32 protein-coding genes and 1 pseudogene are annotated in these 25,867 nt (G+C 59.1%); 23 read left to right on the top strand and 10 right to left on the bottom strand.

Annotated elements, in window-relative coordinates; all coding sequences use genetic code 11:
- The first annotated feature begins 75 nt into the window (after positions 1-75).
- From QMK51_RS22635 to recX, 15 genes are all read left to right on the top strand, one after another.
- Positions 76-585, top strand: coding sequence for a phage baseplate assembly protein V (locus tag QMK51_RS22635; protein WP_320391985.1), 510 nt, complete (start codon positions 76-78; stop codon positions 583-585).
- Positions 585-983 (top strand): phage GP46 family protein, encoded by a 399-nt coding sequence (locus QMK51_RS22630; RefSeq protein WP_123719829.1) that lies wholly within the window; start codon positions 585-587, stop codon positions 981-983. Before QMK51_RS22635 ends, QMK51_RS22630 begins: the two co-directional genes overlap by 1 nt.
- Positions 973-2,016 carry a baseplate J/gp47 family protein gene (locus tag QMK51_RS22625; RefSeq protein ID WP_258697320.1) on the top strand — a complete coding sequence of 348 codons (1,044 nt, stop codon included), beginning with the start codon at positions 973-975 and terminating at the stop codon, positions 2,014-2,016. The genes QMK51_RS22630 and QMK51_RS22625 overlap by 11 nt, the downstream gene beginning before the upstream one ends.
- Positions 2,004-2,603, top strand: a complete 600-nt coding sequence (locus QMK51_RS22620) for a YmfQ family protein (RefSeq protein WP_258697319.1) — start codon at positions 2,004-2,006, stop codon at positions 2,601-2,603. The genes QMK51_RS22625 and QMK51_RS22620 overlap by 13 nt, the downstream gene beginning before the upstream one ends.
- 11 nt (positions 2,604-2,614) lie before the next feature.
- A complete protein-coding gene (locus QMK51_RS22615; protein ID WP_320391982.1) occupies positions 2,615-3,766 on the top strand; it encodes a phage tail protein in 1,152 nt (383 codons plus the stop codon).
- Positions 3,763-4,278, top strand: coding sequence for a phage tail protein (locus QMK51_RS22610; RefSeq protein ID WP_258697317.1), 516 nt, complete (start codon positions 3,763-3,765; stop codon positions 4,276-4,278). The genes QMK51_RS22615 and QMK51_RS22610 overlap by 4 nt, the downstream gene beginning before the upstream one ends.
- Before the next feature lie 136 nt (positions 4,279-4,414).
- Positions 4,415-5,437 carry a phage tail protein gene (locus QMK51_RS22605; RefSeq protein ID WP_320391980.1) on the top strand — a complete coding sequence of 341 codons (1,023 nt, stop codon included), beginning with the start codon at positions 4,415-4,417 and terminating at the stop codon, positions 5,435-5,437.
- Between the two features lie 7 nt (positions 5,438-5,444).
- On the top strand, positions 5,445-6,005 hold the full coding sequence (locus QMK51_RS22600; RefSeq protein WP_320391978.1) for a tail fiber assembly protein: 561 nt from the start codon (positions 5,445-5,447) through the stop codon (positions 6,003-6,005).
- Positions 6,006-6,047: 42 nt separating this feature from the next.
- A complete protein-coding gene (locus tag QMK51_RS22595) occupies positions 6,048-7,259 on the top strand; it encodes a carbohydrate binding domain-containing protein (RefSeq protein ID WP_258697314.1) in 1,212 nt (403 codons plus the stop codon).
- Positions 7,260-7,272: 13 nt separating this feature from the next.
- Positions 7,273-7,677: a phage tail assembly chaperone gene (locus QMK51_RS22590; RefSeq protein ID WP_320391976.1), complete on the top strand. Its 405-nt coding sequence runs from the start codon at positions 7,273-7,275 to the stop codon at positions 7,675-7,677.
- Positions 7,678-7,680: 3 nt separating this feature from the next.
- The gene (locus tag QMK51_RS22585) at positions 7,681-8,244 is read left to right on the top strand and encodes a glycoside hydrolase family 19 protein (protein WP_320391974.1); all 564 of its coding nucleotides are present in this window, start codon (positions 7,681-7,683) and stop codon (positions 8,242-8,244) included.
- Positions 8,226-8,744, top strand: coding sequence for a lysis system i-spanin subunit Rz (locus QMK51_RS22580; RefSeq protein ID WP_320391972.1), 519 nt, complete (start codon positions 8,226-8,228; stop codon positions 8,742-8,744). The genes QMK51_RS22585 and QMK51_RS22580 overlap by 19 nt, the downstream gene beginning before the upstream one ends.
- An 80-nt stretch (positions 8,745-8,824) precedes the next feature.
- Positions 8,825-9,325: a CinA family protein gene (locus tag QMK51_RS22575; protein WP_258697310.1), complete on the top strand. Its 501-nt coding sequence runs from the start codon at positions 8,825-8,827 to the stop codon at positions 9,323-9,325.
- 83 nt (positions 9,326-9,408) lie between these two features.
- A complete protein-coding gene (gene recA, locus QMK51_RS22570; protein ID WP_008072704.1) occupies positions 9,409-10,461 on the top strand; it encodes a recombinase RecA in 1,053 nt (350 codons plus the stop codon).
- An 8-nt stretch (positions 10,462-10,469) separates the two neighbouring features.
- Positions 10,470-10,937, top strand: coding sequence for a recombination regulator RecX (gene recX / locus QMK51_RS22565; protein ID WP_007940560.1), 468 nt, complete (start codon positions 10,470-10,472; stop codon positions 10,935-10,937).
- 43 nt (positions 10,938-10,980) lie between these two features.
- Here recX and QMK51_RS22560 read toward each other — a convergent pair whose 3' ends face one another.
- Positions 10,981-12,099, bottom strand: coding sequence for a TIGR00730 family Rossman fold protein (locus QMK51_RS22560; RefSeq protein WP_320391967.1), 1,119 nt, complete (start codon positions 12,097-12,099; stop codon positions 10,981-10,983).
- A 490-nt stretch (positions 12,100-12,589) separates the two neighbouring features.
- Here QMK51_RS22560 and QMK51_RS22555 point away from each other — a divergent pair, with 490 nt between their 5' ends.
- Positions 12,590-12,784 (top strand): hypothetical protein, encoded by a 195-nt coding sequence (locus QMK51_RS22555; RefSeq protein WP_258697307.1) that lies wholly within the window; start codon positions 12,590-12,592, stop codon positions 12,782-12,784.
- Here QMK51_RS22555 and QMK51_RS22550 read toward each other — a convergent pair whose 3' ends face one another.
- On the bottom strand, positions 12,785-13,210 hold the full coding sequence (locus QMK51_RS22550; protein ID WP_320391965.1) for a PA3611 family quorum-sensing-regulated virulence factor: 426 nt from the start codon (positions 13,208-13,210) through the stop codon (positions 12,785-12,787).
- A gap of 189 nt (positions 13,211-13,399) precedes the next feature.
- On the opposite strand from QMK51_RS22550, the gene QMK51_RS22545 reads away from it, so the two are divergent.
- From QMK51_RS22545 to QMK51_RS22535, 3 genes are all read left to right on the top strand, one after another.
- The gene (locus tag QMK51_RS22545) at positions 13,400-14,158 is read left to right on the top strand and encodes a tRNA-uridine aminocarboxypropyltransferase (RefSeq protein WP_320391963.1); all 759 of its coding nucleotides are present in this window, start codon (positions 13,400-13,402) and stop codon (positions 14,156-14,158) included.
- Positions 14,159-14,300: 142 nt separating this feature from the next.
- Positions 14,301-14,951, top strand: a complete 651-nt coding sequence (erdR, locus tag QMK51_RS22540) for a response regulator transcription factor ErdR (RefSeq protein WP_258697304.1) — start codon at positions 14,301-14,303, stop codon at positions 14,949-14,951.
- Positions 14,952-15,026: 75 nt separating this feature from the next.
- Entirely contained in the window at positions 15,027-15,389 is a 363-nt protein-coding gene (locus QMK51_RS22535) for a diacylglycerol kinase (protein ID WP_019580981.1), read from the top strand.
- On the opposite strand, the gene QMK51_RS22530 is transcribed toward QMK51_RS22535, so the two are convergent.
- Positions 15,386-16,312 carry a LysR family transcriptional regulator gene (locus QMK51_RS22530; RefSeq protein WP_258697303.1) on the bottom strand — a complete coding sequence of 309 codons (927 nt, stop codon included), beginning with the start codon at positions 16,310-16,312 and terminating at the stop codon, positions 15,386-15,388. The two genes, QMK51_RS22535 and QMK51_RS22530, sit on opposite strands and share 4 nt — an antisense overlap.
- 151 nt (positions 16,313-16,463) lie before the next feature.
- Between QMK51_RS22530 and fpr the strand changes: the two genes are divergently transcribed.
- A complete protein-coding gene (gene fpr / locus QMK51_RS22525; protein WP_003443014.1) occupies positions 16,464-17,243 on the top strand; it encodes a ferredoxin-NADP reductase in 780 nt (259 codons plus the stop codon).
- A 105-nt stretch (positions 17,244-17,348) separates the two neighbouring features.
- Here the strand turns inward: fpr and tsaA are convergent, their stop codons facing one another.
- From tsaA to rimO, 6 genes and pseudogenes are all read right to left on the bottom strand, one after another.
- Positions 17,349-18,050: a tRNA (N6-threonylcarbamoyladenosine(37)-N6)-methyltransferase TrmO gene (gene tsaA, locus QMK51_RS22520; protein ID WP_258697302.1), complete on the bottom strand. Its 702-nt coding sequence runs from the start codon at positions 18,048-18,050 to the stop codon at positions 17,349-17,351.
- A 194-nt stretch (positions 18,051-18,244) separates the two neighbouring features.
- A pseudogene (locus tag QMK51_RS22515) lies at positions 18,245-18,499 on the bottom strand (SDR family oxidoreductase); the annotation flags it as partial.
- A gap of 265 nt (positions 18,500-18,764) precedes the next feature.
- The gene (locus QMK51_RS22510; protein ID WP_258697301.1) at positions 18,765-19,235 is read right to left on the bottom strand and encodes a DUF1456 family protein; all 471 of its coding nucleotides are present in this window, start codon (positions 19,233-19,235) and stop codon (positions 18,765-18,767) included.
- 75 nt (positions 19,236-19,310) lie between these two features.
- Complete coding sequence (locus tag QMK51_RS22505; protein WP_258697300.1) at positions 19,311-20,021, bottom strand: rRNA pseudouridine synthase; 711 nt, start codon at positions 20,019-20,021, stop codon at positions 19,311-19,313.
- Between the two features lie 191 nt (positions 20,022-20,212).
- Positions 20,213-20,686 carry a GNAT family N-acetyltransferase gene (locus tag QMK51_RS22500; RefSeq protein ID WP_320391958.1) on the bottom strand — a complete coding sequence of 158 codons (474 nt, stop codon included), beginning with the start codon at positions 20,684-20,686 and terminating at the stop codon, positions 20,213-20,215.
- 124 nt (positions 20,687-20,810) lie between these two features.
- On the bottom strand, positions 20,811-22,148 hold the full coding sequence (gene rimO, locus QMK51_RS22495) for a 30S ribosomal protein S12 methylthiotransferase RimO (protein WP_320391957.1): 1,338 nt from the start codon (positions 22,146-22,148) through the stop codon (positions 20,811-20,813).
- Positions 22,149-22,437: 289 nt separating this feature from the next.
- Here rimO and QMK51_RS22490 point away from each other — a divergent pair, with 289 nt between their 5' ends.
- Positions 22,438-24,339, top strand: a complete 1,902-nt coding sequence (locus tag QMK51_RS22490; protein ID WP_320391955.1) for a potassium transporter Kup — start codon at positions 22,438-22,440, stop codon at positions 24,337-24,339.
- Positions 24,340-24,534: 195 nt separating this feature from the next.
- On the opposite strand, the gene QMK51_RS22485 is transcribed toward QMK51_RS22490, so the two are convergent.
- On the bottom strand, positions 24,535-24,861 hold the full coding sequence (locus tag QMK51_RS22485) for a DUF3077 domain-containing protein (RefSeq protein ID WP_320391953.1): 327 nt from the start codon (positions 24,859-24,861) through the stop codon (positions 24,535-24,537).
- A gap of 529 nt (positions 24,862-25,390) precedes the next feature.
- On the opposite strand from QMK51_RS22485, the gene QMK51_RS22480 reads away from it, so the two are divergent.
- Both QMK51_RS22480 and QMK51_RS22475 read left to right on the top strand, forming a co-directional pair.
- On the top strand, positions 25,391-25,681 hold the full coding sequence (locus QMK51_RS22480) for a Phd-YefM (protein WP_007904631.1): 291 nt from the start codon (positions 25,391-25,393) through the stop codon (positions 25,679-25,681).
- A gap of 11 nt (positions 25,682-25,692) precedes the next feature.
- Positions 25,693-25,827 carry a hypothetical protein gene (locus QMK51_RS22475; RefSeq protein WP_320391952.1) on the top strand — a complete coding sequence of 45 codons (135 nt, stop codon included), beginning with the start codon at positions 25,693-25,695 and terminating at the stop codon, positions 25,825-25,827.
- The last annotated feature ends 40 nt before the right edge of the window (positions 25,828-25,867 follow it).

Here is a 25,867-nt window from a genome sequence, read left to right as displayed (position 1 = left end):
ATGACCCGCCGCCATCGCGAGCAGGCTCGCTCCCACAGTGGATCGTGTCCGGGCCAATTCTCTGAAGGAAATCCAATGAGCTTACTGACACGCCTTCTGGCGCGCGGCACTGTCGTGCTCGCCAACTCGGCCACCAAGCTTCAATCGCTGCAAATGCGCCTCACCGCCGGTGAAGTGAACGACGACATGGAGCACTTCGAACCCTACGGTTTCACCAGCAATCCGCTGGCCGGCGCCGAAGGTATCGCCACCTTCCTGGGCGGTGATCGCTCTCACGCCATCGTGCTGGTGGTCGCCGACCGTCGCTATCGCCTCCAGTCCCTGGCCGCTGGCGAAGTGGCGATCTACACCGATGAAGGCGACAAAATCCACTTCAAGCGCGGGCGGATCATCGACATCGAAACCGCCACCCTGAACATCCGCGCCAGCAGCGCCGTGAACATCGACACACCGACCCTGACCCAGACCGGCAAGATCGTCTCCCAGGGCGACCAGATTGCCGGTGGCATCAGCCAGATCAAGCACGTGCATGGCGGCGTACAAGCGGGCAACGGCCAGACCGGCGTACCGGCAGGAGGGCAGTGATGTTGATCAGCCAAAACCTCCACGCCGCCCTGACCCGTTCAGTGCTGATCAGCCTGTTCACCTGGCGCCGTGCCGCCGATGACGATGCCCTCGACGACGAAGAACGTTTCGGCTGGTGGGGCGACACCTTTCCGACGGTGGCCGACGACCGCATCGGTTCGCGGCTGTGGCTGCTGCGCCGGGTCAAGCTGACCCGACAAACCCAGATGGACGCCGAGTTCTATGCCCGCGAAGCCCTGCAATGGCTGATCGACGACGGCCATTGCAGCGCCATCGACATCATCAGCGAACGCCTCGACGCCCAGCGCCTGAACCTGCGCACGGTCCTGACCCTGGCCGACGGCGAGCGCCTGGACATCAACCCTGATAACAGTTGGCAGGTGATCTATGCCGTTTGAAACCCCTTCGCTGCCGGTGCTGATCAAACGCACCCAAAGCGACCTGGCCAGCGATTCGCTGCGCCAGTCCGATGCGCAAGTGCTGGCCCGCACCCTCGGTGGCGCCGCCTATGGGCTGTATGGCTATCTGGACTGGATCGCCGAGCAGATCCTCCCGGACAAGGCCGATGAATCGACCCTGGAACGGATCGCCGCACTGCGCCTGAACCAGCCTCGCAAAGCCGCACAAGCGGCCAGCGGCAGCGTCAGCTTCACCGCCAGCGCCGGTGCCGTGCTGGACGTCGACACCCTGCTGCAATCGAGCGACGGTCGCACCTACAAAGTGACCGCCGCGCGCACCACCAGCAACGGTCTCAACACCACCACCATCGCCGCGCTCGAGGCTGGCAGCCTGGGCAATGCCGAGGCCGGTCTGGCGCTGATTCCGGTGCAGCCGATTGCGGGTATCGTCGGCAATAGCTTCACCGTGCTGGCGTCGGGCCTCAGCGGCGGTGTGGCGAGGGAAAGCCTGGAATCGCTGCGTGCGCGGGTGATCCGCTCCTACCGCGTCATCCCTCACGGCGGTTCGGCCCAGGACTATGAAACCTGGGCTCTGGAGTGCCCCGGCGTGACCCGCGTCTGGTGCCGTGGCGGTTTGTTGGGGCCGGGTACAGTCAGCCTTTTCATCATGCGTGATGACGATCTGCAACCGGTGCCGAACGACGAACAACTGGCTGAAGTCCAGGCCTACATCGAGCCTCTGCGCCCGGTCACCGCCGAGGTGCATGTGCAGCGGCCGGTTCAGGTCCCCGTCGTCTATCGCCTAACCGTGAATCCCGACACCACGGCGGTGCGTGCTGCGGTCGAAGCGCAATTGCGTGACCTGCATAACCGTGAAGCCGACCTCGGCCAGAAGTTGTTGATCAGTCACATCCGTGAAGCGATCAGCAGCGCCAGTGGTGAATACGACCACACACTCACATCGCCCGTCGCCGATGTCCCCGCCAACAAAAGCGAACTGCTGACCTTCGGAGGTTGCGTATGGGGGGCATAAGAACCGCCGCGCAATACCACGCCCAACTGCGCAGCCTGCTGCCCAGCGGGCCGGCCTGGGACCCTGAACAAGTTCCTGAGCTTGAAGAAGTGCTCGAAGGCGTCGCCCAGGAACTGGCGCGCCTCGATGCCCGTGCCGCCGACCTGCTCAATGAAATGGACCCGGCCGGTGTCAGCGAACTGGTGCCGGACTGGGAGCGGGTAATGAACCTGCCCGACCCGTGCCTGGGCGCCACGCCACTGTTCGACGACCGCCGCCTTGCTGTACGTCGTCGCCTGCTCGCGGTCGGCAGCCAGGCCGTCGGCTACTACCTCGATATCGCCAAAAGCCAGGGTTACCCGAATGCCACCATCACCGAACTGGAAGCCCCGCGCATGGGGCGCTCGCGTTTCGGTGCGGCGCACTGGGGCACCTGGGAAGCACAGTTCATGTGGACGCTCAATACCGGTGGGCGGTTGCTGCTAGGGCGGCGTTTTGGCGCCAGTTACTGGGGCGAGCGCTTCGGCGTGAATCCGGGCTCGGCACTGGAGTGCCTGATCCACCGCAGCGCACCGGCGCATACCAAGGTGCACATCAATTATGACTAGGGAGTAGAGGGATGGATTATCCGAAGAGTGTGCCCAGCGCCGGGTTGGTGAATGGGAAGTTTGTGGATGAAAACCCGTTGACCGGGACGCCGGGGTCGTTGATTCCGGCGGACTGGGGGAATGGGGTGACGCAGGAGATTGTGAACGTCATCAAGGCCGGGGAATTGACGCCGGATGAGGCGAAAAGCGATCAGTTGCTGCAAGCGATTCAGACGGTCACCGCCAAGGGCTGGAACCAGGACCTGGCGTTGCCCCTCACGGCCTTGCCATTGCCGACGGTGGCAACAGCCGATGCCCGTCTGCCGGTAACCCCGGCCGCCGTTTCGACCAACGGTGGCAAGGTTTCGATTCCGGCAGGCGTGTACATCAGTATCGGTCAGGAAGTCGTGGCCGGGCAGTTGGGGCGCTCCCGTACATTTATGACCACGGCCTGGAGCAGCGTGGATCTGTTGCCCAGCTCGGGCTACTTCCTGAGGGCGCAAGTGATCGGTGGTGTGCTGACGTTCTACATGCAGCGAGGAACGATCTATGACGCGGCGCCCGAAGGTTTTAAGGGCACTGTCAATGGCGGGGCGGGGGGCGGTTTTCAGTCCACGCCGCTGGACATCTGCATTGCCTGGGTAATGACGGGAGCACCGGGTTCCGTCCCGGTCATCAGGCCGATCTACAACCGCAACCGGTTGGCGTGGACGCAAACCGTCAATGGCAACGGCGTGGTTTACCTGCCTCTGGATCCCCATGCCCGTGCGGCACGTCTGGTGGTGGGGAACCCGACACCTTCGGCGACGGAAATTTCCTCGGTGGCGTTTGCGCCAACAGGTTGGGTTGGTGGCAACTATTGCTATCTATCACCGGCGGTGACCACCAGCTCCAATCACGATACGGGTTGGACGACTCCGCTGCCGTGCGTGATCTTCACCAACAACTTTGTCAACGACGTCACGGTCACGACGCTGACCGCCAGTTTTGACCATAACCAAGTACGTTCGCTGTGGCAGTCCTACCAGGCCGAGCACCTGCTCGGTTCTACCAGCGCCGCCAGCGATGAATTGCTGTTCAGTATGGGGATCAAGAACCACCCCGTGTCTGATTACGTCACTGGAATCGCGGTCAACTTCGTGGCGGCAGTCAATGTCAGTTTTTCCTGGGAGTTGATTCGATGAACGTTATTCAAGAGCTTCATCAGTTCGAGGACGGTCTGCGTCCCGCACAACCTTCCGCCATCCATGACTGGGACGGTGAACAATGGGTACTGGACGCCACGAAAGTCGCCCTGCTGGAGCAACAGGAAACCGAACGCCTGTGCGCCAAAGTTGATGCCGCGGCAGACAGCGCACGCGCTGCTCTGGCCGGTGATCCACTCAAAGCCATGGAATATGCCCAAGCCGCCGTTGACGCCCAAGCCTTTCAGGACGCGGGCTACCCGAAAAAGGACGTGCCGCTGGCTGTGTCCGCATGGGTCGTTAAAGGCCGGACGGCCAAGCAGGCCGCCGAGCAGATCCTGAGCAATGCCGCACAGCTGAGTGACAACCTGCTGACCCTGCGCACATTGCGCCTCAAGGCTAAAACGCAAATCCGCGTGCACGCGGCCAAGGGCAAGATCGATCTGGCCCGTAGCGTCGGCGATGAGGCCTTGATGGCCATTCGAGACCTCGCCAGCGGTCAGGCCGGCTAGCCGCTAGCCCTTCGTTCTGCTTGACCCAAGCCCGCTTAAATGTGGGCTTTTTATTTCCAGAAAAAAACGTGGATGAGGTTGCACCGACAACCGCATCGACACGGTTCATTTGTTATTTCAGAGGAGTGATAGACGTATGGATTATCCAAAAAGCGTCCCCAGCGTCGGATTGGTGAATGGCCAGTTTGTCGATGAAAACCCCGTCGCCGGTTCGCCTGGGTCGTTGATTCCGGCGGTGTGGGGCAATGCCGTTACGCAGGAGATCTTGAGTGTGGTGGCTGGCGCCGGGATGGCGCCGTTGGAGGCGGACACGGGGCAGTTGTTGAAGGCGATTCAGGCGATTATCGGTGTGAGCAGTCCGACGCGTTCGGTGGTGACCCGGCTAGCGGCATCGAAGCTGCTGGCGCCGGAAGAGCTCGGTCTGGTGCTGATTGATGCAAACCCTGGGGCCACCACCGTTACCCTGCCAGTGGCCAACACCGGTTTGGGGATTCGTGATGTGATCGTGCGACGGGTGGATAACACTGGTAATCGGTTGGTCGTTCGCTGTTCGGAAACAGATTCCATCAAGTTTCACACCCATCTGAGAGCGGGTGGCTATCCGTTTTTGGTGTTGATGGGGGCGGGCGATTGGTGGCATCTGCGCAGTGATGCCTCGGGTAACTGGTGGCCTGTTGGGCGGTATGACGGTACGACGCTGGGACGGGCAGTTTTTGAGACCTCTACGACGGTGATGCCGGGTGGATATGGTGCGCTCAATGGATCTCTGCTCAATCGTACCGAGTGGCCGTGGGTTTGGGATCACGCGCAGGCGTCGGGGATGCTCACCACCGAAGCGTTGCGCGCGGGTAAGGAGGGTATGTGGACCTCGGGCGACGGCGCCACGACCTTCCGTAGCCCAGAGGCCCGTGGTGAGTTTGTGCGAGTTCTTGATGAGTCGCGTGGGGTGGATGCAAGCCGTGCGGCGGGTAGCTGGCAGGCCGGCCAAATCGAGTCTCACAACCACTCAACGCCGGGTGCCGGTTCCTACGGTACACAGATGATGGGCGGCGGCTCCAACAACTACTCACTTTGGCAAGCCGGTGCTACCGGATTTTCCGGCGGATCAGAGACTCGCGGACGCAACATTGCCTATCCCGGCCGTATCAAACTTATCTGAGGTGTCCATGTTTAATTATCTGATTGATAACTCGGGCGCCTTGTCGGGGCCGGTGGAGTTCTTCGTGACGCCGGGAATCGGTATTCAACTGCCCAGTAATGCCGTTGAACTTTCATTTGAATTGCCGCCTCCGGAACAGGGCCGTACTTGGGTACTGGTCAACAATGTCCCGCGCGAAGTCATCGACCGGCGCGGTCTGGTGTATCGCAAAGAGGGCGGGGCTCAGCAGATCTGGAGTGAACTTGGGGAATTGCCTGACGCCTTTACCACGGTTCCATGGCCGGGTGAGTATTATGTCTGGCGTGATAACACTTGGGAGTTGGACGGCCAGGCGCGGTTGGCGGATGTCAGGAATCAGGTGTTCACCAAACGAGACGCGCTACTTCGTGACGCAGTCCTGCGTATAGCCCCGCTTCAATACGCCGAAGATATCGGCGGCGCCACTCACGATGAGCAACTGGCATTGATGGAATGGAAACTCTACAGCGTTGAGTTAAATCGCCTTGAACGGCAAGCAACCTTTCCTGCAGAGATCGACTGGCCTCAGGTTCCAGGCTCGACCGAGTAACTACATTGCCTGTGTTGATGCCCTTCAACTTGAGTAGATCAAATGGACTATCCAAAAAGCGTCCCCAGTGCAGGACTGGTCAACGGTAGATTTGCCGATGAAAACCCGGTAGCAGGAACTCCTGGCTCCCTGATTCCAGCCAGCTGGGGTAATAGCGTCACCCAGGAAATTCTCAACGCCATCACCGCCGCGGGATTGATGCCTTCCGAGAATCAAACTGATCAACTGAGCCTGGCCATTAAAGAGTTGGCCAAACTCGACCCGCAACAGAGTTTTCCGGTGCAGGTTTATCGCAAGAACCTGATGATTAACGGCAACTTCGATATCTGGCAGCGCGGTACGGTCAACTTGGGGCCTTACACCGGTGCCTATATCGCTGACCGTTTTCGTTGCGACTGGAATGGGAACGCCGGGGTGAATATTTCCCGGCAGAACTTCGCATTAGGTCAGGTCGACGTACCCAATGAGCCCCGTTACTTTTTGCGTTGGCAACAAATCACCGCGGGCGTTGGCGCCAGCGTGCATAAAATTTCCCAGGCTATCGAGTCGGTCAGGACCTTGGCGGGGAAAACCGCGACGCTGACGTTCTGGGCCAAGGCCGACACGGCGCGTCAGATCAATGTGACTGTCGCGCAGTATTTCGGAGCGGGCGGTAGTGTGGATACCGTGACGCCGGTTGGCAGCTTTCAACTCAAAACTTCCTGGACCCGATACAGCGCGACGATTCAAATACCGTCCCTGGCAGGCAAAACGTTGGGAAGTAGCGGCAATGACTTTCTGCGGCTCTCCTTCGACCTGCCTTTGAATGTTTTGCAGGTGATAGACCTGGCACAGATCCAGTTGGAAGAGGGGCGGGTGTCGACGCCGTTCGAACTCCGTAGCCCTGGCGATGAGTTGATGTTGTGCCAGCGTTATTACGAAAAAACCTATAGCCAGGATCTGCCGCCTGGAAGCATGACAGGTCCCTACGGTGCACTGTTATCCACAGTGAAACAGGGGCAAACGGGCTTTGCCTCACAGCCCTTGGCTCAGTGGACCTTCAAGGTTGAGAAGAGAGCTATTCCAAGTCTCAGTTTATTTACCACTACTTCGAAGGGGGTCGCGGGGCAATGGCGTTCGGGGAGCGATGAAGTTTCATCGGCTAATGCTCGACCTCTTGGGGTGTCGACTCGCGGCACCTGGGTAGATAACTCCGATATCGGGTTGGTTACTCAGACTTATTACATCCACGCTACCGCCGATGCCGAGCTTTAAGGAGGTTTTCCCTATGCACTATCAACTCACTAAAGACCCGGCCACTGTCATTCGTCTGCCTGACGGAGCAACCGTGCCTCGGCATCACCGTTTCTGGGATGAATACCAACAATGGCTGGCGAGTGGTGGTGTGCCACTGCTCGCCATGCTGGAAGACGCTCCGGAGGCAGAACCTGAACCAGCCACAGTTGCCCGAGCGTGGCGGAACCAGGAACTGGCCGCCAGCCAATGGCTGGTCGACCGTGATCGCGATGAGCAAGCTGCCGGCACTCCGTTGACTTTGAGCAGTGATCAATATCATGAACTGTTGGATTATCGGCAGGATCTGCGCGACTGGCCCTCGCTAGCCAACTTTCCAAAAGACTTCAGCAAACCCCTGGCGCCGGTCTGGTTTAAAACAACGGCAAATGGAACATGACCCATGTCTCTCACTTCAGCGCAGTTGCAACACATATTCCCTGACGCCCGCTCTCAAGCGGGCGTTTTCATTTCCGCCCTGAACACCGCCATGTCTCACCGCAACATCAACACCCCCAAACGCATCGCCGCCTTCCTCGCGCAAGTCGGTCACGAATCGGGGCAGTTGCAGTACGTACGTGAACTGGGCGGCACTCAATACCTGAGCAAATACGACACCGGCGCCCTGGCCGCCCGCTTGGGCAACACTCCGGAATCCGACGGCGACGGCCAAAAATACCGTGGTCGCGGCCTGATCCAGATCACCGGTCGCAACAATTACCGCCAATGCAGCCTCGGCCTGTTCGGCGATGAACGCCTGTTGGCCTTGCCGGAACTGCTGGAGCAACCGCAATGGGCGGCTGAGTCCGCCGCGTGGTTCTGGGAGCAGAACGGCCTGAATGAACTGGCCGACCGCGACCAGTTCAACAGCATCACTCGCCGTATCAACGGCGGGCTTAACGGGTTGCAGGATCGCCTGGAACTCTGGGCGCGGGCGAGGGCGGTGTTATGCCAGCCTTCGGCCTGATTTCCTGGCGAGTGATCGGCATGCTGGTGCTGGCCGGCTGTTCGGCGGCTCTGGCCTGGCAGTTTCAGGATTGGCGCTACGGCCGGCAACTGGCGGAGCAGGCCAGGCTGCACGCCGAGACCCTTAATCAACTGACCCTGGCCGCCGCCACCGAGCAACAGGCCGAACAGGACAAGCGTCTGGCCCTGGAGCAACGGCTTTCGGTCAGTGAACAAACCCATTATCGAGCGCTTAGCGATGCCGAACGTGATCAAGGTCGCCTGCGCGATCGTCTTGCCACTGCTGATGTGCGCCTGTCAGTCCTCCTCGATGCCCATGACGCGGCCTCAACCTGTGCAGTGCCAGCCGCCTCCGGCGCCGGCGGCATGGATCATGGCGCCCCGCGAGCCCGACTTGACCCGGCGCATGCTCAACGAATTATCGCCATCACCGACGCCGGCGACAGCGGACTGATTGCCTTGCAGGCCTGTCAGGCCTATGTCAGGGCTCTCGCTCGCTAACATTTTGATCGATCCTGAACCTTGCAAGCGCGATCCGCTCGTGTACGGTAGGCCTCATTCCGCTCGATCAGGAGAGAGTCGTGAAAGATATCACTCAGCTGGCCGCTGAACTTGGCAGGCGCTTGCAGGTTCTCAATGCCCACGTCACTGCCGCCGAGTCCTGCACCGGAGGCGGGATTTGCGAGGCGATCACCCGCATTCCGGGCAGTTCGGCGTGGTTCGAGGCCGGTTATGTCACCTACTCCAACCGCCAGAAAACTCAGCAATTGAATGTCCCGGCCGAGTTGTTTTCAACCGTCGGGGCGGTCAGTCGCGAGGTGGTCGAGGCCATGGTCCGCGGCGCGCAGGAAAAAAACCGGGCGCGTTTTGCCGTGGCGGTCAGCGGTGTGGCGGGGCCGGATGGCGGCTCGCCGGGCAAGCCGGTGGGTACGGTGTGGCTGGCCTGGGGCGTCGGTGAGCAGGTGTTCAGCGAGGTCCAGTACTTTGCCGGTAACCGTGACGAGGTCCGCCGACAAACGGTGAAGGCCGCGCTAGAGGGGCTGCTGCGGCATGCCGCTGGAGAAATCTCAAATCAGGGGTAGGCGATCCTGAAACGCTGTGGAATAATACTGGCTACTTATACAGGTGTTGGCCGTCAGGCCTTATTGATTACGTGAGGACTTTAATGGACGACAACAAGAAGAAAGCCTTGGCTGCGGCCCTGGGTCAGATCGAACGTCAATTCGGCAAGGGTGCCGTAATGCGTATGGGCGATCAGGACCGTCAGGCGATCCCGGCCATTTCCACGGGCTCTCTGGGTCTGGACATCGCGCTCGGCATTGGCGGCCTGCCAAAAGGCCGTATCGTTGAAATCTACGGTCCTGAATCCTCCGGTAAAACCACCCTGACACTGTCGGTGATCGCCCAGGCTCAAAAAGCCGGCGCGACCTGCGCCTTCGTCGACGCCGAACACGCCCTCGACCCTGAGTACGCCGGCAAACTGGGCGTCAACGTCGATGACCTGCTGGTTTCCCAGCCGGACACCGGTGAACAGGCCCTGGAAATCACCGACATGCTGGTGCGTTCCAACGCGGTTGACGTGATCATCGTCGACTCCGTGGCCGCTCTGGTGCCAAAGGCTGAAATCGAAGGCGAAATGGGCGACATGCACGTGGGCCTGCAAGCCCGTCTGATGTCCCAGGCGCTGCGTAAAATCACCGGTAACATCAAGAACGCCAACTGCCTGGTAATCTTCATCAACCAGATCCGCATGAAGATCGGCGTGATGTTCGGTAGCCCGGAAACCACCACCGGTGGTAACGCGCTGAAGTTCTACGCCTCGGTTCGTCTGGACATCCGCCGTACTGGCGCGGTGAAAGAAGGTGATGAAGTCGTCGGTAGCGAAACCCGCGTCAAGGTTGTGAAGAACAAGGTGGCTTCGCCGTTCCGTCAGGCCGAGTTCCAGATTCTTTACGGCAAGGGTATCTACCTCAACGGTGAGATGATCGACTTGGGTGTTCTGCACGGTTTCGTCGAGAAATCCGGTGCATGGTATGCCTACGAAGGCACCAAGATCGGTCAGGGCAAGGCCAACTCGGCCAAGTTCCTGGCGGACAACCCGGAGATCGCCGCGAAACTTGAGAAGCAGCTGCGCGACAAATTGCTGTCTCCAGCACCGGATGTCAAAGCATCGCCGGTCAAAGAGACTGCTGACGACCTGGCTGACGCTGATATCTGATCGATCCGATGACCGCCGTACTCGATACACTCGTCGCGGTGCGGCGAACCGCAATGGACCTGCTCGCGCGACGCGAGCACGGTCGAGTCGAGCTGACGCGTAAACTGCGTCAGCGCGGCGCCCTCCCTGAAATGATCGACACAGCACTCGACCGCTTGACGGAAGAGGGCCTGTTGTCTGAATCCCGTTACCTCGAGAGCTTCGTTTCCTACCGTGCCCGTTCCGGCTATGGCCCTTTGCGAATTCGCGAAGAGTTGAGCCAGCGCGGCCTGCAACGTACCGACATCGAACTTGCCTTGCGCGAGAGTGGTATCGACTGGCAGGAACAACTGGAAGACACCTGGCGGCGCAAATTTTCCGGGCATTTACCGATAGACGCCCGGGAGCGCGCCAAGCAGGGCAGGTTCCTGAGTTATCGGGGATATTCCATGGAAATGATCAGCCGCTTGTTCAGCGGCCGAGGGATGGACGATTGACTGAAACGGCTCGCTATTTCGATAGCGGGCCGTTTTTTTTGCCTCACGTTACCTTGGACGGTTTCCGTGTGCGTTGTTGCGCCTGGGGTTTGGACTGGGCCCAGTTTTCCGGCAGGTTGATGTAATCCACCAATTCCCGCAGACGGCCGTGATCACGGGCGTTGAAGGTGAAGGACAGTCGCGCCAGATGGCTGAACTGCGCTTCGTCGTGCTCCTCGCCGCTGTAGGTGTGTTGATGGAAATGATCGCTCAGGCACAGGTCGGCGAATGCTTGCTGCATGTGTTCGAGTGCCTGGTCGCTGAGCTTGTGGTTCATGCGAATCACGAACTGATGCTTGAGCCAGCGGCTGGAGTGGAAGTTGCTGTAAAACTGGTTGATCTGCTCCACCGCTTCTTCGGCACTGTAGACCATGCTCAACAGCTTCATGTCGCTCGGCAGGATGTAGCGATTTTCCTCCAGTTGATGGTGAATGAAATCCAGCGCGCCTTGCCAGAACGTGCCGCCCGGCGCATCCAGTAGCACCACGGGTACCAGCGGGCTTTTGCCGGTCTGGATCAGGGTCAGTACTTCCAGCGCTTCATCCAGCGTGCCAAAACCGCCTGGGCACAGGACCAGTGCGTCGGCTTCCTTGACGAAGAACAGCTTGCGGGTAAAGAAAAAGTGGAAGGGCAGCAGGTTGGCGGTGCCATTGACCGTGGGATTGGCATGTTGCTCGAAGGGCAGGGTGATATTGAATCCCAGGCTGTGTTCCAGGCCGGCACCCTCATGGGCCGCCGCCATGATGCCGCCACCGGCACCGGTGATGACCATCATGTCCGAGCGCGCCAGAGCGGCGCCCAATTCACGGGCCAGACCATACAACGGATGTTCTATGGGTGTGCGGGCCGAGCCGAAAACAGTGACTTTGCGTCGCCCCTTGAACTGCTCCATCACACGGAAGGCATGCTCGAGTTCGCGCAGGGTTTGCAGGGTGATCTTGGCATTCCAGCGGTTGTGATCTTCCTGGGCCATGCGCAGCACGGTCAGGATCATGTCGCGGTAAATCGGGATGTTGGGGCTGTTGGGTGAAACCAGGTTGAGTTGTTCTTCGACCTTGCTGGTGAGGTCGTGGCCGCTTTCTTGAAAATGACGGCTCAGGAGGTCATTCGGTTGGTAAGGCATTCAACTTCTCCTTCTGCACAGAACCCTCGGCCCGACCAAACAATCGCCGGTGCCGCGACACCCCTTGTGTCGCTGTCTGCCCAAGCCCATGCCTGGGCGCTCCATCTGACTCGGTTGCAATCGAGCTATCCATACGGGTTCTGTTTATCCCTTGAATGAAAGAAACGTTCGCACAATAAGACCCGCAATGGGCAGCCCCTTTTCTGCCCTGAAAAAAATCAACGTGAACACTTTGAATTTAGACCCTCGCAACGATTTTCGCTGGCTTGATCATTGCGCCGCAACGTCTTTCCTGGCAACCGCTTGTTGACGATTTGCAAGGCGCTTTCACCGCTCGTCTGAACGCAAGCCGTATGTCCTGCGCTCTGATTTACTAAGTGACAGGCGTGACACGACAACTTTGCGTCAATGGCAGGACGCAACGTTCTAGCAATTCAGGGATTTATCGCGTGGTCAACAGTGATCAATGCGTGCAGGGAGGCGGGAAACCATGCCCAGAGTCACTCTGGAGATCGATGCGCAACTGTATCGATTACTGAAAGCATCGGCCGAGGCCCACCATTTGAGTCTCGAAGAAGAGTGCTGCCGACGTCTGGAGGGCGGGGACCGGCGTTCGCGCTACTTGCAGGCGCTGTTGGCAGAACTGCGCGCCGAGGATGAACAGCGGCGCGCCAATTCCAGGTGATTACTTCTTCTTCGGTGGAGTCGCTTTCGGGCAGTCCGATTCCTGGAAGCTTGCGGAGCCGACCGGGCGGTTGGTCTTCACCTCGGTGAAGTCGTATCGCATGATCGCGCCCTTGGCCATCAGCTTGCGGAACCCGTCGTTTCTGCAGACGGAGGCGCCAAGCTGGAAGTACACCGCTTTCGGATCGGCGCGCATTTTTTCGGCGTGGCTGCTTTGCACGCTCAAGTGGTTGATCAGCACGTTGCCTTCGGCAGTGTAGCCCTGATCAAGAATGTCTTCGTTGATCGCCCGTGGAGTGCCAACACTGCTTTGTGCGGCGACGTTTCGCAGCTCTCTGTTCAGATTCTGCTCACTCAAGGAAGCAGCCTGAGCGCTGAAGGACGACGCCAGCAAAACGGCAGCGGTGGGAACGATAAGGCGCAGCATGAAACTCTCCTGGTTCAGTGACTGGTGGTTCGACCCGTCACGTGACTGTGCGTTCAGTGGCGGCGAATTATAGGGGAGGTGGCCCGGACGGTACAGGCTTGCGCCGAACCCTCTGGTAAACTGCCGGCACTTTTTGCCTTGCCGAGTGTTTTTTGTGTCGATTTTCCTTAGCCGTCGGCGTTGCCTGCGATGAGTCAAACCCCTGTGCACTTTGCGAAGAACGCCGTAGCCCGCTTGCGCGACGAGCGCGAAGAGGCGGGCATCAAGCCGATTCAGGCCCGTGGCTGGCGGGCGCCACGTTGCCGCGCCTGCCGCGTGATCGAGAGCCACTGCCTGTGCGCCTGGCGCCCGCAGGTCGACACCCGCAGCGGCGTGTGCCTGATCATGACCAACAAAGAAGTGTTCAAACCGAGCAACACCGGTTGGCTGATTGCCGATGTGGTGCGCGACAACCATGCGTTCATCTGGTCGCGTACCGAGGTCGATGAACAACTGCTGGCGCTGTTGGCCGACCCGCAATGGCAGCCGTATCTGGTGTTTCCGGGGGAATACGTCGAGCCCGAGCGAGTCACCCACAGCGTCGCGGTCGATAGCACCAAGCGCCCGCTGTTCATTCTGCTGGACGCCACCTGGACCGAAGCCCGGAAGATTTTCCGTAAAAGCCCCTATTTCGATGCGTTGCCGATTCTGAGCCTGCTCCCCGAGAAGCTTTCACGCTACCGATTGCGCAGGTCCACGCGCAGCGAGCACTTGTGCACGGCCGAAGTGGCAGCGCTGTGCCTGGATCTTGCCGGCGATACCGACGCTGCCTCGGCACTGGACGCCTATTTTGATGTGTTCAGCCAGCATTACCTGGACGCTAAACATCAGCTGGATATGAATGTTGAAACACCGGCCCACGCCGAGTTGATGCCCTTCGTGCAGCACACGGCGCCCGTGGTCTGCTGAACGTCGCCCATACTGCAAAGAACGAGGTTCGTTGGCAGCGCCATGCAACTTGACCACCCCGGCTTCGCTGGGCATGCTTGGCGCCGTTTTGGCGAGGCCTGAATGCATCGGGCGTCCCATGAAAAACAGGATCATTTGAAAAATGGCCACATACGAAATCCTGATTGCCGATGACCACCCTCTTTTTCGTAGTGCCTTGCATCAAGCGTTGACCCTGGGCCTGGGCCCGGATGTCCGCCTGGTGGAGGTGGCGAGCATTGCCGAACTGGAAACCCGTCTTGACGAGAAGGCCGACTGGGATCTGGTGTTGCTGGACCTGAACATGCCGGGGGCTTACGGTTTTTCCGGATTGGTGCTGTTGCGTGGGCAGTACCCGCAGATTCCGGTGGTGATGGTGTCGGCTCAGGAAGAAGCGTCGATCATGGTGAAATCCCGTGAGTTCGGCGCCAGTGGCTTCATTCCCAAGTCCAGTGACCTGAGCGTCATTCAGAAAGCGGTGCGCGCGGTGCTCGATGGCGACGTATTCTGGCCGCCCCAGGCCTTCGAAGCGGTCAGCGTTTCCGACGAAGCCAAGGCTGCCAGCGAAGGCCTTGCCAGCCTGACACCCCAGCAGTTCCGGGTGTTGACCATGGTCTGTGAAGGTTTGCTGAACAAGCAGATTGCTTACGAATTGAGCGTTTCCGAAGCGACGATCAAGGCCCACGTCACAGCGATTTTCCGTAAGTTGAATGTGCGGACCCGGACTCAGGCGGCGCTGCTCTTGCAACAACTTGAGTCAATTCCGAGTCACTAAAGCACTACGTATTCACGCTTTTTTGACTTTGCTTCATCTAGCTTTCCCACTCCTTTTTGGTCAGTTGCTTACTCTATGTCACCTTTCAAAGGCCAGACCGGCCTAAAACGCATCCTCAACGCCTCCGGTTACTCCCTGGACGGCCTGCGCGCGGCCTTCACCGGTGAAGCGGCCTTTCGCCAACTGGTGTTGCTCAATGCCATCCTGATTCCGCTGTCGTTTTTCCTGAATGTCAGTCGTGTCGAGCAGGCGCTGCTGATTGCAGTCTGCCTGTTGGCGTTGATCGTCGAATTGCTCAACTCGGCGGTGGAAGCGGCCATCGACCGTATTTCCCTCGAGTTGCACCCGCTGTCCAAGAACGCCAAGGACATGGGCAGCGCTGCTCAATTGGTGGCGTTGAGCATGATCGCCCTGGTGTGGGCGGTGATCCTGCTTTAAGCGATGGTGGGCAGGACGATCTCGTCGCTGCGCTGAACCCCGGCGGTGAACGCGCGGCACAAGTCGAGGAATTCGCGCATCGCCGATGTCTGATATTTCTGTTTGTGCCAGATGAAATAGAACTGTCGCGCCAGGTCCAGATCCGGTGTTTCCACCGGCACCAGGCTGCCGCGACGGAACGCATCGCGCAGCGCCAGGCGCGAAATGCAGCCAATCCCCAAACCTGACTCCACCGCGCGCTTGATCGCTTCGGTGTGTTCCAGCTCCAGGCGAATGTTCAGCGCGCTACGGTGGTGACGCATGGCCTGGTCGAACGTCAGCCGTGTGCCCGAGCCTTGTTCACGCAAGATCCAGGCTTCGTGGCTCAGCGCCTCCATGGTGGCTGTGCCGCGTTTGGCCAGCGGATGCTGGGGCGCGCAGAACACCACCAGCTCATCTTCGACCCAGCTCTGCACTTCGATGTCCGGATGGCTGCAGTCGCCTTCGATCAGACCCAGATCAATTTCATAGTGAGCCACCTGTTGCACGATGTTGGCGGTGTTCTGCACATGCAGCTTCACTTGGCTTTCCGGGTGACGCTGCATGAAGCTGCCGATCAGCAAGGTCGCCAGGTAATTGCCGATGGTCAGGGTCGCGCCGACCGCCAGGGAGCCGAAACCGGATTTGCCATTGAGCAGGTCTTCGATTTCCTTGGCCTGATCGAGCAGGGCCACCGCTTGTGGCAACAGCTGTTTGCCGAGGGCGTTGAGGCTCAGCCGTTTGCCGGCGCGGTCGAACAGCTGGCAGCTGCACTGGCGCTCTAGCTCGGTGATCGAGGTGCTCGCCGCCGATTGTGAGAGGTTGAGCAGACCCGCGGCACGGGATACGCTTTCCTGCTGAGCGACGGCGACGAATACTTGAAGTTGACGGAGAGTAAATCGCATATCGATATAACCGATAACCCTTATCTTAATAATCCATTTAACAGATATTGTCGCTGCCATTAGAATGCGATGCAATTGCGCACAACAGCTCATCTTTCGCAGAGCAGGCGCAGAGCATGCGCAGACAAAATCTCCCAGGAGTCCCACGTACATGAGCAACATGAACCACGAGCGTGTCCTCAGTGTTCACCACTGGAACGACACTCTGTTCAGCTTCAAGTGCACCCGCGATCCGGGCCTGCGCTTCGAGAACGGTCAGTTCGTGATGATCGGCCTGCAACAACCCAACGGCCGGCCGCTTATGCGCGCTTACTCGATTGCCAGCCCTAACTGGGAAGAGCATCTCGAGTTCTTCAGCATCAAGGTGCCTGATGGCCCGCTGACTTCCCAGTTGCAGCATCTGAAGGAAGGCGACGAGATCATCATCAGCAAGAAGCCTACCGGTACGCTGGTGCTGGACGACTTGAAGCCTGGCAAACATCTGTACCTGCTCAGCACCGGTACCGGTCTGGCGCCGTTCATGAGCGTCATCCAGGACCCGGAAACCTACGAGCGTTTCGAAAAAGTGATCCTGTGCCACGGCGTGCGTTACGTCAATGAAGTCGCTTACCGCGAGTTCATCACCGAGCACCTGCCGCAGAACGAGTTCTTCGGCGAAGCCCTGCGTGACAAGTTGATCTACTACCCGACCGTGACCCGCGAGCCGTTCGAAAACGAAGGCCGCCTGACCGACCTGATGCGCAGCGGCAAGCTGTTCAGCGACATCGGTCTGCCACCGATCAACCCGCAGGACGACCGCGCCATGCTGTGCGGCAGCCCGAGCATGCTCGACGAAACCAGCGAAGTGTTGAACAGTTTCGGCCTGAAAGTTTCGCCGCGGATGCGCGAGCCGGGTGATTACCTGATCGAGCGTGCGTTCGTCGAGAAGTAAGAACACCGCATCACTGAAAAGCCCCCATTGCCTGTGAAGGCAATGGGGGCTTTTTTATGCCGGACACAAACCTTGTAGGAGCTGTCGAGTGAAACGAGGCTGCTCCTACGCGTTGGAGACGGGAATGACTTCAAGGACGCGGATCAGGTCAGGCGTGGGGTAATGCCAGCGCACATCCACATCCCAGAACTGCGCGCCGTATTCCCGCTCAGGCGCAGGAATCTGGTAGGCCGGGCGTGGGTCTTGTGCCAGGCATTGCTCGATCAGCTCGACCAAGGGCTCTTCAAGGCGCTGAGCGTGGCTGTGAGCCTGTTGCAGCGCTGAGTCCGTCCACTGCACGGGAATCAACGGTGGCGGGGCGCTGGCGATGCTGTTGGACGCTGTGTCGATGATGTCGGCGTAGGGCACGTAAGGTTTGATGTCGAGAACCGGCGTGCCGTCCAGCAAGTCGATGCCGGAGATCCACAGCCGATTGGCTTCGACCTTGTCCAGTTTGACCACCGATTGACCGATGCCATTGGGGCGGTGCGTCGCGCGGGTGGCGAATACGCCCATGGATTTGTTGCCGCCCAGGCGCGGAGGGCGGACTTTCAGGCGTGGCTTTTCTTCCAGGGCCTGATGGAACAGGAACAACAGCCAGACATGGCTGACCTGCTCCAGCCCCTGCACCGCATCACCCTGATCGAACGGCGCCACCAGTTCCAGCACGCCCCTAGCAGCCGGGGCCAGTTGTGGCTGGCGCGGAATGGCGAACTTCTCCTTGAAGCAGGAACGCACGAAGCCGATGGGGGAAACGCTGTAGGTCATGGTCTGGGGTCAAGGCGGGGTGTGGGCGGGCATGATAACCTGAGCGGTCGCGAGATCGGTGGCGCTTGTCAGTCCGCCATCGCGAGCAGGCTCGCTCCCACATTTGATTTGCGGCGGGCACAAATGTTGTGGTCACAGCGCGCCCCTGTGGGAGCGAGCCTGCTCGCGATGGACGCGCCACCAATCTCAGAGACTAAAGGAATGACATTCCCGGTCATGTAAGCCCCGGCCGTACTCGCCAGACTGATCGCCAACGCCGCCATCTCTTCCTCACGCCCCCAACGCTTCATCGGAATCAACGCCGTGTCTTCGGCCAGTGCCTGCTCATCGTTGCCAATGCGCTGAGTCATCTTGCTCGGGAAGCGTCCCGGCGCAATCACGTTGACGTTGATGTGCTGGCTCACCAGCTCCCGCGCCAGGATCCGCGACAGTTGATGCAGGGCGACCTTGCAGAGAGAAGTAGGGATGCATGGCGAGTCCTGAGGGCTGAGGGTCAATACACCCTAGTCGCCAGCCGCCGGAAGCGGAGCCACTATTTTTGCGCGGAATGGGGGGCTATACGGCCTTGTAGGAGCAGTGTAGGAGCTGTCGAGTGAAACGAGGCTGCGATCTTTTCTTGTCCACTTGAGTTCCTAGCGAAAGATCAAAAGATAGCAGCCTCGTTTCACTCGACAGTTCCTACACAGCGTTCACAGATCAGATCCGTCTCGCACGTTATTGCGGGCGCACGCGCAGGGTCAGGCCCTTGAGGAAGTTGCGCAGCAACTGGTCGCCGCACGGGCGGTAGTTGGTGTGGCCGAATTTGCGGAACAGCGCGCTCAGCTCAGGCTTGGATACCGGGAACTCGGCGGCCTTGAGGATGGCGTGCATGTCGTCTTCCTTCAACTCGAAGGCCACGCGCAATTTCTTCAGGATGATGTTGTTGGTCACCGGCACTTCGATCGGCTGCGGTGGACGGCTTTCGTCTTTGCCGCGCTTGAAGATCACCAGACCGTCGAGGAAATGCGCCATGACCTCGTCCGGGCAGCGTACGAAGCCTTCCTCGTCTTCCTCTTTCTTGTCGAGGTACGTCAGCAGGTCTTCCATGGACACGTCCATGCCGCCGAGCTTGATGATCTCGATGACTTTCTTGTCGCTGATGTCGAGCATGTAGCGCACGCTGCGCAGTACGTCGTTATGAATCATGTGTGCAGTCCTGATAGTTCGCTGTGGGCGCCGCATAAAGCTGCAGCGCCGAAATGTGTGGCGGCGGGAAAAGTCTTAGAACTTCTCTTTTCCGGACAGGTAGCGCCATTGCCCGGCGGGCACTTTGCCGATGGACACGCCGCCGATGCGGATGCGGCGGATGGCGACGACCTTGAGGCCGACGGCCTGGCAGAACAGGGCAATCACACCCGGTTGTGGGTTCTTCATGGCAAAGCGCAGACGGTTTTCGTTTTGCCAGCTGGCTTTGACCGGCGGCAGTTCCTTGCCCTTGTAGGTCAGGCCGTGGTTCAGGCGGTTGAGACCGTGAGCCACCATGTCGCCTTCAACTTCAACCACATATTCCTGCTCGATTTTGCTGGCGTCGGCGGTGAGTTTGCGCAGGATCTTCCAGTCCTGGGTGAACACCAGCAGACCGCTGGCGTTGGCCTGCAGGTCGGCGCTGGCGGTCAGGCGCAGGAAGTGGCCCTTGAGCGGACGTTTGCCGTAGCGGTGTTCTTCGCTCAGGGTCGCGGCGCTGAGGGTCGCCATGGCCGTTTCCGCGTCCATGCCCACAGGGACATTCATCAGGATGGTCACCGGCTCTGGTGCGGTGGCCTTGGCTTCGGGATCAAGTTCGACTTTCTGGGTGTCGACCTTGAACTGCGGCTCGTCGATGACTTCACCGTCCACGGTGACCCAGCCGCCCTCGATGAACAGCTCAGCCTCCCGACGGGAGCAGCCGACGAGTTCGATGAGGCGTTTGGAGAGACGAATCGGGTCAGTCATGACAGGGCCGTAACAAAAAAGGGGTGGGCATTGTACCTGCCTGGCGCCGGTTAATCGCGGGTCCATTTGCCTCATGTGCTTTTAATGTGGGAGCGAGCCTGCTCGCGAAAGCGTCATGAGCTTCAACATCAATGTCGATTGATAGGCCGCTTTCGCGAGCAGGCTCGCTCCCACAAGGGTTTCATGTTGTGTCAGCCGCTGCGCGTACGTTGTTGCGCCTGACGCAAACGCATGTGCAGCAACGGATAGGGCTGGCCCATGCCGTCGTGCTCGGAGCGGCCGATCACTTCGAAGCCTTGCTTGAAGTAAAAGCCCAGGGCCTGCGGGTTCTGCTCGTTGACGTCCAGCTCATCGGCGTTCAGGTGTTCCAGGGCATAGCGCAGCAATTGCTTGCCCAGGCCCTTGCCATGGTGGTCTGGATCGATGAAGAGCATTTCGATCTTGCCCGCCGCGACGCCGGCGAACCCGGTAATGCGCTGGCGCGAGTCTTTGGTGCAGATCAGCATGACGGCGTCGAGGTAGCGGGTCAGCACCAGGTTCTTCAGCAGTTCGATATAGGTGCCGGGCAGAAAGTCATGGGTAGCGCGCACCGAGGCTTCCCACACTTGGGTGAGTTCTTCGTAGTCGCTCTGTTTCGGTGTGTGAATGACCGAATGTTGGCGCATGGCCGCTTGCTCCTTCTGTTAAGAGCCGTTTCCGTAATGCTGCGAGCTTTTTCTCCCACAAAACGATAGACGTAAAAAAGCCCCGCATCTCGTCAAGAGGGCGGGGCTTTTTGTATTTTTGCGTTTAGATCTGTTCAGCCCACAGGTCGTATTCGTCGGCGTCAGTCACTTTGCACCAGACTTTGTCGCCTGGCTTCAGGTTGCTGCCGTTGTCGATGAACACGTTGCCGTCGATTTCCGGGGCATCGAAGAAGCAACGGCCGACTGCGCCTTGCTCGTCGACTTCATCGACCAGCACTTCGATCTCACGGCCGATGCGCATTTGCAGGCGCGCCGAGCTGATGGCCTGCTGGTGCGCCATGAAGCGCTCCCAGCGGTCTTGCTTGACGTCGTCCGGAACGATTTCCAGGTCCAGATCGTTGGCCGGTGCACCTTCAACCGGCGAGTACTGGAAGCAGCCGACGCGGTCGAGCTGGGCTTCGGTCAGCCAGTTCAGCAGGTACTGGAAGTCTTCTTCGGTTTCGCCGGGGAAGCCGACGATGAAGGTCGAACGGATGATCAGGTCCGGGCAGATCTCGCGCCAGTTCTTGATCCGCGCCAGGGTCTTGTCTTCGAAGGCCGGGCGTTTCATGGCTTTGAGGACTTTCGGGCTGGCGTGCTGGAACGGGATGTCCAGGTACGGCAGGATTTTCCCGGCGGCCATCAGCGGGATCAGCTCGTCGACGTGCGGGTACGGGTAAACGTAGTGCAGGCGCACCCAGACGCCGAGGGTGCTCAGGGCTTCGCAGAGTTCGGTCATGCGGGTTTTCACCGGCGCGCCGTTCCAGAAACCAGTGCGGTATTTCACGTCGACGCCGTAGGCGCTGGTGTCCTGGGAAATCACCAACAGCTCTTTGACGCCGGACTTGACCAGGCGCTGGGCATCGTCGAGCACGTCACCGACCGGGCGGCTGACCAGTTTGCCGCGCATCGACGGGATGATGCAGAAGCTGCAGCTATGGTTGCAGCCTTCGGAAATCTTCAGGTAGGCGTAGTGGCGCGGGGTCAGTTTGATCCCTTGGGGCGGCACCAGGTCGATCAGCGGGTTGTGATCCTGACGCGGCGGCACGACGTCGTGCACGGCGTTGACCACTTGCTCGTACTGCTGCGGACCGGTCACCGCCAGCACACTTGGGTGTACGTTGCGGATATTGCCTTCTTCGACACCCATGCAGCCGGTCACGATGACCTTGCCGTTTTCCTTGATGGCTTCGCCGATCACTTCCAGGGACTCAGCCTTGGCCGAGTCGATGAAGCCGCAGGTGTTGACTACCACGACGTCGGCGTCCTGATAAGTGGACACAACGTCATAGCCTTCCATGCGCAGCTGGGTAAGGATGCGCTCGGAGTCGACCAGTGCTTTCGGGCAACCCAGGGATACGAAGCCAACCTTTGGATTGGCCGGCGCAGGAGTGGTGGACATGTCTAACCTCGGTATTTGTGACGCCTCCAGCCGAAGACGGCAAGGCGACAGACGGGCGCTATCTTGCACCCTCTGGTCAAAAAGTGCGCAATTCTAACGATGGGCAGCGCACTTGACCAGCTTTATGCAGGGAAATACGACGAGTGCTGCGTTATGCTTCGCGCCGTTACGCTTTACCGATTTTTGCAGTCAATAAAAGGTCTGTAACGACAAGTAAAAAAGTGCATGCTGCACGACAAAGCATAGTGCTTCTTCGATGAAGTCCGGGTCTGAGTAGTAGGAGTGATGGATGGGGCAGGCAAGTAGTCAGGCGATAGCCGGCGGGCATTCGGCGGCGAAGCCGATCAGCATGCTGGTCGCGGCGGTCGGGGTGGTTTACGGCGATATCGGCACGAGCCCGTTGTACACCCTCAAAGAGGTTTTTGCCGGGCATTATGGGGTTCCGGTCAACCATGACGGAGTATTCGGGATTCTGGCACTGATTTTCTGGTCGCTGATCTGGGTCGTTTCGATTAAATATGTGCTGTTCATTCTTCGCGCCGACAATCAGGGTGAAGGCGGGATCATGGCGCTGACGGCACTGGCTCGTCGTGCTTCGACGCCTTATCCGAAGTTGCGCGCGCTATTGGTGATTCTGGGATTGATCGGTGCTGCGCTGTTTTATGGCGATAGCATGATCACCCCAGCCATTTCCGTTCTATCGGCGGTGGAAGGGCTGGAACTGGCGTTCGAGGGGCTGGAGCGCTGGGTCGTACCATTGTCGCTGATCGTGTTGGTGGGGTTGTTCCTGATCCAGAAACACGGCACGGACCGCATCGGCAAGCTGTTTGGCCCGGTGATGGTGTCGTGGTTTGTGGTGCTGGGTGTACTCGGCATCAGCGGGATCATCAAGCATCCTGAAGTACTCAATGCACTCAATCCGGTGTGGGGTGTGCGTTTCTTCATTGTGCATCCGGGCATGGGGGTGGCGATTCTCGGCGCGGTCGTGCTGGCCTTGACCGGTGCCGAAGCGCTTTATGCAGACATGGGCCACTTCGGCCGTAAGCCGATCGCTCGTGCCTGGTTCGCGCTGGTGCTGCCGGCGTTGGTGCTGAACTACTTCGGTCAGGGCGCCTTGTTGCTAGAAGACCCGGAAGCTGCACGTAACCCGTTTTACCTGTTGGCGCCAGGCTGGGCGTTGATTCCTCTGGTGATCCTGTCGACGCTGGCCACCGTCATCGCCTCGCAAGCGGTGATCTCCGGTGCGTTCTCGTTGACCCGTCAGGCGATTCAGTTGGGCTACATCCCGCGCATGCGCATTCAGCACACCTCCAGTGCCGAACAGGGGCAGATTTACATTGGTGCAGTGAATTGGGCGCTGATGGTCGGGGTGATTTTGCTGGTGCTGGGGTTTGAGTCTTCCGGTGCGCTGGCCTCGGCCTACGGTGTCGCCGTGACCGGGACCATGCTGATCACCAGCATTCTGGTGTCGGCGGTGATGCTGCTGCTTTGGAAATGGCCGCCGGTGCTGACGGTGCCGATATTGATCGGCTTCTTGTTGGTGGACGGGCTGTTCTTCGCCGCCAACGTGCCGAAGATCATTCAGGGTGGTGCCTTTCCGGTTCTGGCGGGGATCGTGCTGTTTATCCTGATGACCACCTGGAAGCGCGGTAAAGAGCTGCTGGTCGATCGTCTGGACGAGGGCGGGCTACCGCTGCCGATCTTCATCAGCAGTATCCGCGTGCAACCGCCGCATCGGGTCCAGGGCACGGCTGTGTTCCTTACCGCTCGCCCGGACGCGGTGCCTCACGCGCTGTTGCACAACTTGCTGCATAACCAGGTGCTGCATGAGCAAGTGGTGTTGCTGACGGTGGTGTACGAAGACATCCCGCGCGTCCCGCCGCAACGGCGTTTCGCGGTCGATTCCTACGGCGAAGGGTTCTTCCGGGTGATCCTGCATTTCGGCTTCATCGACGAGCCGGATGTGCCGCAAGCGCTGAAGCTGTGTCATCTCGACGACCTGGACTTCAGCCCGATGCGCACCACTTACTTCCTCAGCCGCGAGACGGTCATCGCCTCCAAGCTCGAAGGCATGGCCCGCTGGCGAGAGGCGTTGTTCGCCTTCATGCTGAAGAACGCCAATGGTAATTTGCGCTTCTTCAACCTGCCGTTGAATCGGGTGATTGAACTGGGTACCCAGGTCGAGATGTAAGCCCCCATGAAAAAGCCCCCGTTGCCATGAAGGTAGCGGGGGCTTTTTTGTGGTCGATGACTTGAGTCCACTGACAATCCCCTGTGGGAGCGAGCCTGCTCGCGATGAGGACCTGTCAGCCAACGCAGATGTTGAATGTAATGGCCTCATCGCGAGCAGGCTCGCTCCCACAAGGGATCTGCGGTGTTGGCACCTTTACTTGCTTTCAGGCAGCTCTTCTTCAGATTCAGTCATTGTCCGAGCAGGTCGCGGGGTCAGCACCTTCACTACATCATCAATCACCGCCTTACCCATCGCCGTCAGACAATGCGCGGCCCAGGCGTGGCGGTCAGTGTCTTTTGCGTAGGCGGCATCCTCGGAAAATGATTTGGCGAGGAACAGCAGATCGGAGGCTTGTGACAATGCATCAACGATGGGGACGCCGGCGCGGACGTTGAACAACGCCTGATCCGAGCAGTAGATGAGCGGGGTGAAACCGATGGTTTTTAGTTCTGAAATCGCGGACGAATCAATTTTAGTCATAGTCAAAATCCTAGTCGAGGAGCTGACACATTCGTTTCCAAGCGAATGGGTGACAGCTGTACGCAGGTTGGAAAACCGGGAACTAGGAACCGGCACGCCCGAGGACGTCCCACGCACAGCTGCCATAACTCATGATCACAAAACGCATGCAATCATGACGGGGCGCTGTTGCGGCTAGTATCCGACGGGTTTCCAAGCCCGATCGCTGAATGGTCAGCGACGTCCGGAGAGTATCCCGTCGAAGAAAAGTGCAACAAGGCGGCAAAGTGCCCAAACGCGAGATTCGGAGTTTGCCTACAAGGTCTGCGGGCGTCATCTGATTTTGCGAGACCTTAAGTAAACAAAACTGAACGGGGCGAGAGCATTCACAAGACGTTCGGCTCATTTTTTGTACGCATGTTTTGTACGCATGGAAAAACGCAGGTTGGTAGATTCGCGTTTTTTTGTAGCTTGCTGGATGTCTAATTCGACGCGGTACTCTGCGTAGAACTGTGTGTTCAAATTTGCATAAATGTGTAGAGAGGTGAGTATGACGGCATTACTGGAGCGTGCTGACCAAGCGATTTCGGTGACGGCAATGGTCAGGGGGTTCAGCGCGAGGCTAAAAGAGATTTCCAGCCGAGCCACTGAGAGGCTGGTCATTTTCAAAGACAATCAGCCGGCAGCGGTCATTATCAATGTCGATGCGTATCAAGAAATGCTCGACGAGCTTGAGGACCTTCGGGTTGAAGCAGCGGCTCGGGAGCGATTGATCGGTTTTGATCAGGCCAAGGCCGTCAGCCACGACGATATGCGGGCGCGGTACGCCAGGAAAGACTAAAGGAGCTGTGGATGGTTTGGGGCGTTATCTATCATCCGGAAGTCCAGAAGGATCTGGATCTGCTGGGAGCTGTGGCGGCGAATCGCATTCTTGATGTTATCGAAGAGCGGATTATCACGACGCAGCAGAGCGCCGTCTCTAATTAAAAAGCCCCCGCAACCATAAGGCGGCGGGGGCTTTTTTGTG

Origin of the sequence: Pseudomonas sp. P9_31 (assembly GCF_034008235.1) — a bacterium.
In the GTDB taxonomy this organism is placed as follows: domain Bacteria; phylum Pseudomonadota; class Gammaproteobacteria; order Pseudomonadales; family Pseudomonadaceae; genus Aquipseudomonas.
This window is presented reverse-complemented; position numbering and strand designations above follow the sequence as displayed.

Coding starts and splice junctions, on each gene's coding strand:
- QMK51_RS22635 (WP_320391985.1), top strand. CDS start 76: ATGAGCTTACTGACACGCCTTCTGGCGCGCGGCACTGTCGTGCTCGCC.
- QMK51_RS22630 (WP_123719829.1), top strand. CDS start 585: ATGTTGATCAGCCAAAACCTCCACGCCGCCCTGACCCGTTCAGTGCTG.
- QMK51_RS22625 (WP_258697320.1), top strand. CDS start 973: ATGCCGTTTGAAACCCCTTCGCTGCCGGTGCTGATCAAACGCACCCAA.
- QMK51_RS22620 (WP_258697319.1), top strand. CDS start 2,004: ATGGGGGGCATAAGAACCGCCGCGCAATACCACGCCCAACTGCGCAGC.
- QMK51_RS22615 (WP_320391982.1), top strand. CDS start 2,615: ATGGATTATCCGAAGAGTGTGCCCAGCGCCGGGTTGGTGAATGGGAAG.
- QMK51_RS22610 (WP_258697317.1), top strand. CDS start 3,763: ATGAACGTTATTCAAGAGCTTCATCAGTTCGAGGACGGTCTGCGTCCC.
- QMK51_RS22605 (WP_320391980.1), top strand. CDS start 4,415: ATGGATTATCCAAAAAGCGTCCCCAGCGTCGGATTGGTGAATGGCCAG.
- QMK51_RS22600 (WP_320391978.1), top strand. CDS start 5,445: ATGTTTAATTATCTGATTGATAACTCGGGCGCCTTGTCGGGGCCGGTG.
- QMK51_RS22595 (WP_258697314.1), top strand. CDS start 6,048: ATGGACTATCCAAAAAGCGTCCCCAGTGCAGGACTGGTCAACGGTAGA.
- QMK51_RS22590 (WP_320391976.1), top strand. CDS start 7,273: ATGCACTATCAACTCACTAAAGACCCGGCCACTGTCATTCGTCTGCCT.
- QMK51_RS22585 (WP_320391974.1), top strand. CDS start 7,681: ATGTCTCTCACTTCAGCGCAGTTGCAACACATATTCCCTGACGCCCGC.
- QMK51_RS22580 (WP_320391972.1), top strand. CDS start 8,226: ATGCCAGCCTTCGGCCTGATTTCCTGGCGAGTGATCGGCATGCTGGTG.
- recA (WP_008072704.1), top strand. CDS start 9,409: ATGGACGACAACAAGAAGAAAGCCTTGGCTGCGGCCCTGGGTCAGATC.
- recX (WP_007940560.1), top strand. CDS start 10,470: ATGACCGCCGTACTCGATACACTCGTCGCGGTGCGGCGAACCGCAATG.
- QMK51_RS22560 (WP_320391967.1), bottom strand. CDS start 12,099: ATGCCTTACCAACCGAATGACCTCCTGAGCCGTCATTTTCAAGAAAGC.
- QMK51_RS22555 (WP_258697307.1), top strand. CDS start 12,590: ATGCCCAGAGTCACTCTGGAGATCGATGCGCAACTGTATCGATTACTG.
- QMK51_RS22550 (WP_320391965.1), bottom strand. CDS start 13,210: ATGCTGCGCCTTATCGTTCCCACCGCTGCCGTTTTGCTGGCGTCGTCC.
- QMK51_RS22545 (WP_320391963.1), top strand. CDS start 13,400: ATGAGTCAAACCCCTGTGCACTTTGCGAAGAACGCCGTAGCCCGCTTG.
- erdR (WP_258697304.1), top strand. CDS start 14,301: ATGGCCACATACGAAATCCTGATTGCCGATGACCACCCTCTTTTTCGT.
- QMK51_RS22535 (WP_019580981.1), top strand. CDS start 15,027: ATGTCACCTTTCAAAGGCCAGACCGGCCTAAAACGCATCCTCAACGCC.
- QMK51_RS22530 (WP_258697303.1), bottom strand. CDS start 16,312: ATGCGATTTACTCTCCGTCAACTTCAAGTATTCGTCGCCGTCGCTCAG.
- fpr (WP_003443014.1), top strand. CDS start 16,464: ATGAGCAACATGAACCACGAGCGTGTCCTCAGTGTTCACCACTGGAAC.
- tsaA (WP_258697302.1), bottom strand. CDS start 18,050: ATGACCTACAGCGTTTCCCCCATCGGCTTCGTGCGTTCCTGCTTCAAG.
- QMK51_RS22510 (WP_258697301.1), bottom strand. CDS start 19,235: ATGATTCATAACGACGTACTGCGCAGCGTGCGCTACATGCTCGACATC.
- QMK51_RS22505 (WP_258697300.1), bottom strand. CDS start 20,021: ATGACTGACCCGATTCGTCTCTCCAAACGCCTCATCGAACTCGTCGGC.
- QMK51_RS22500 (WP_320391958.1), bottom strand. CDS start 20,686: ATGCGCCAACATTCGGTCATTCACACACCGAAACAGAGCGACTACGAA.
- rimO (WP_320391957.1), bottom strand. CDS start 22,148: ATGTCCACCACTCCTGCGCCGGCCAATCCAAAGGTTGGCTTCGTATCC.
- QMK51_RS22490 (WP_320391955.1), top strand. CDS start 22,438: ATGGGGCAGGCAAGTAGTCAGGCGATAGCCGGCGGGCATTCGGCGGCG.
- QMK51_RS22485 (WP_320391953.1), bottom strand. CDS start 24,861: ATGACTAAAATTGATTCGTCCGCGATTTCAGAACTAAAAACCATCGGT.
- QMK51_RS22480 (WP_007904631.1), top strand. CDS start 25,391: ATGACGGCATTACTGGAGCGTGCTGACCAAGCGATTTCGGTGACGGCA.
- QMK51_RS22475 (WP_320391952.1), top strand. CDS start 25,693: ATGGTTTGGGGCGTTATCTATCATCCGGAAGTCCAGAAGGATCTGGAT.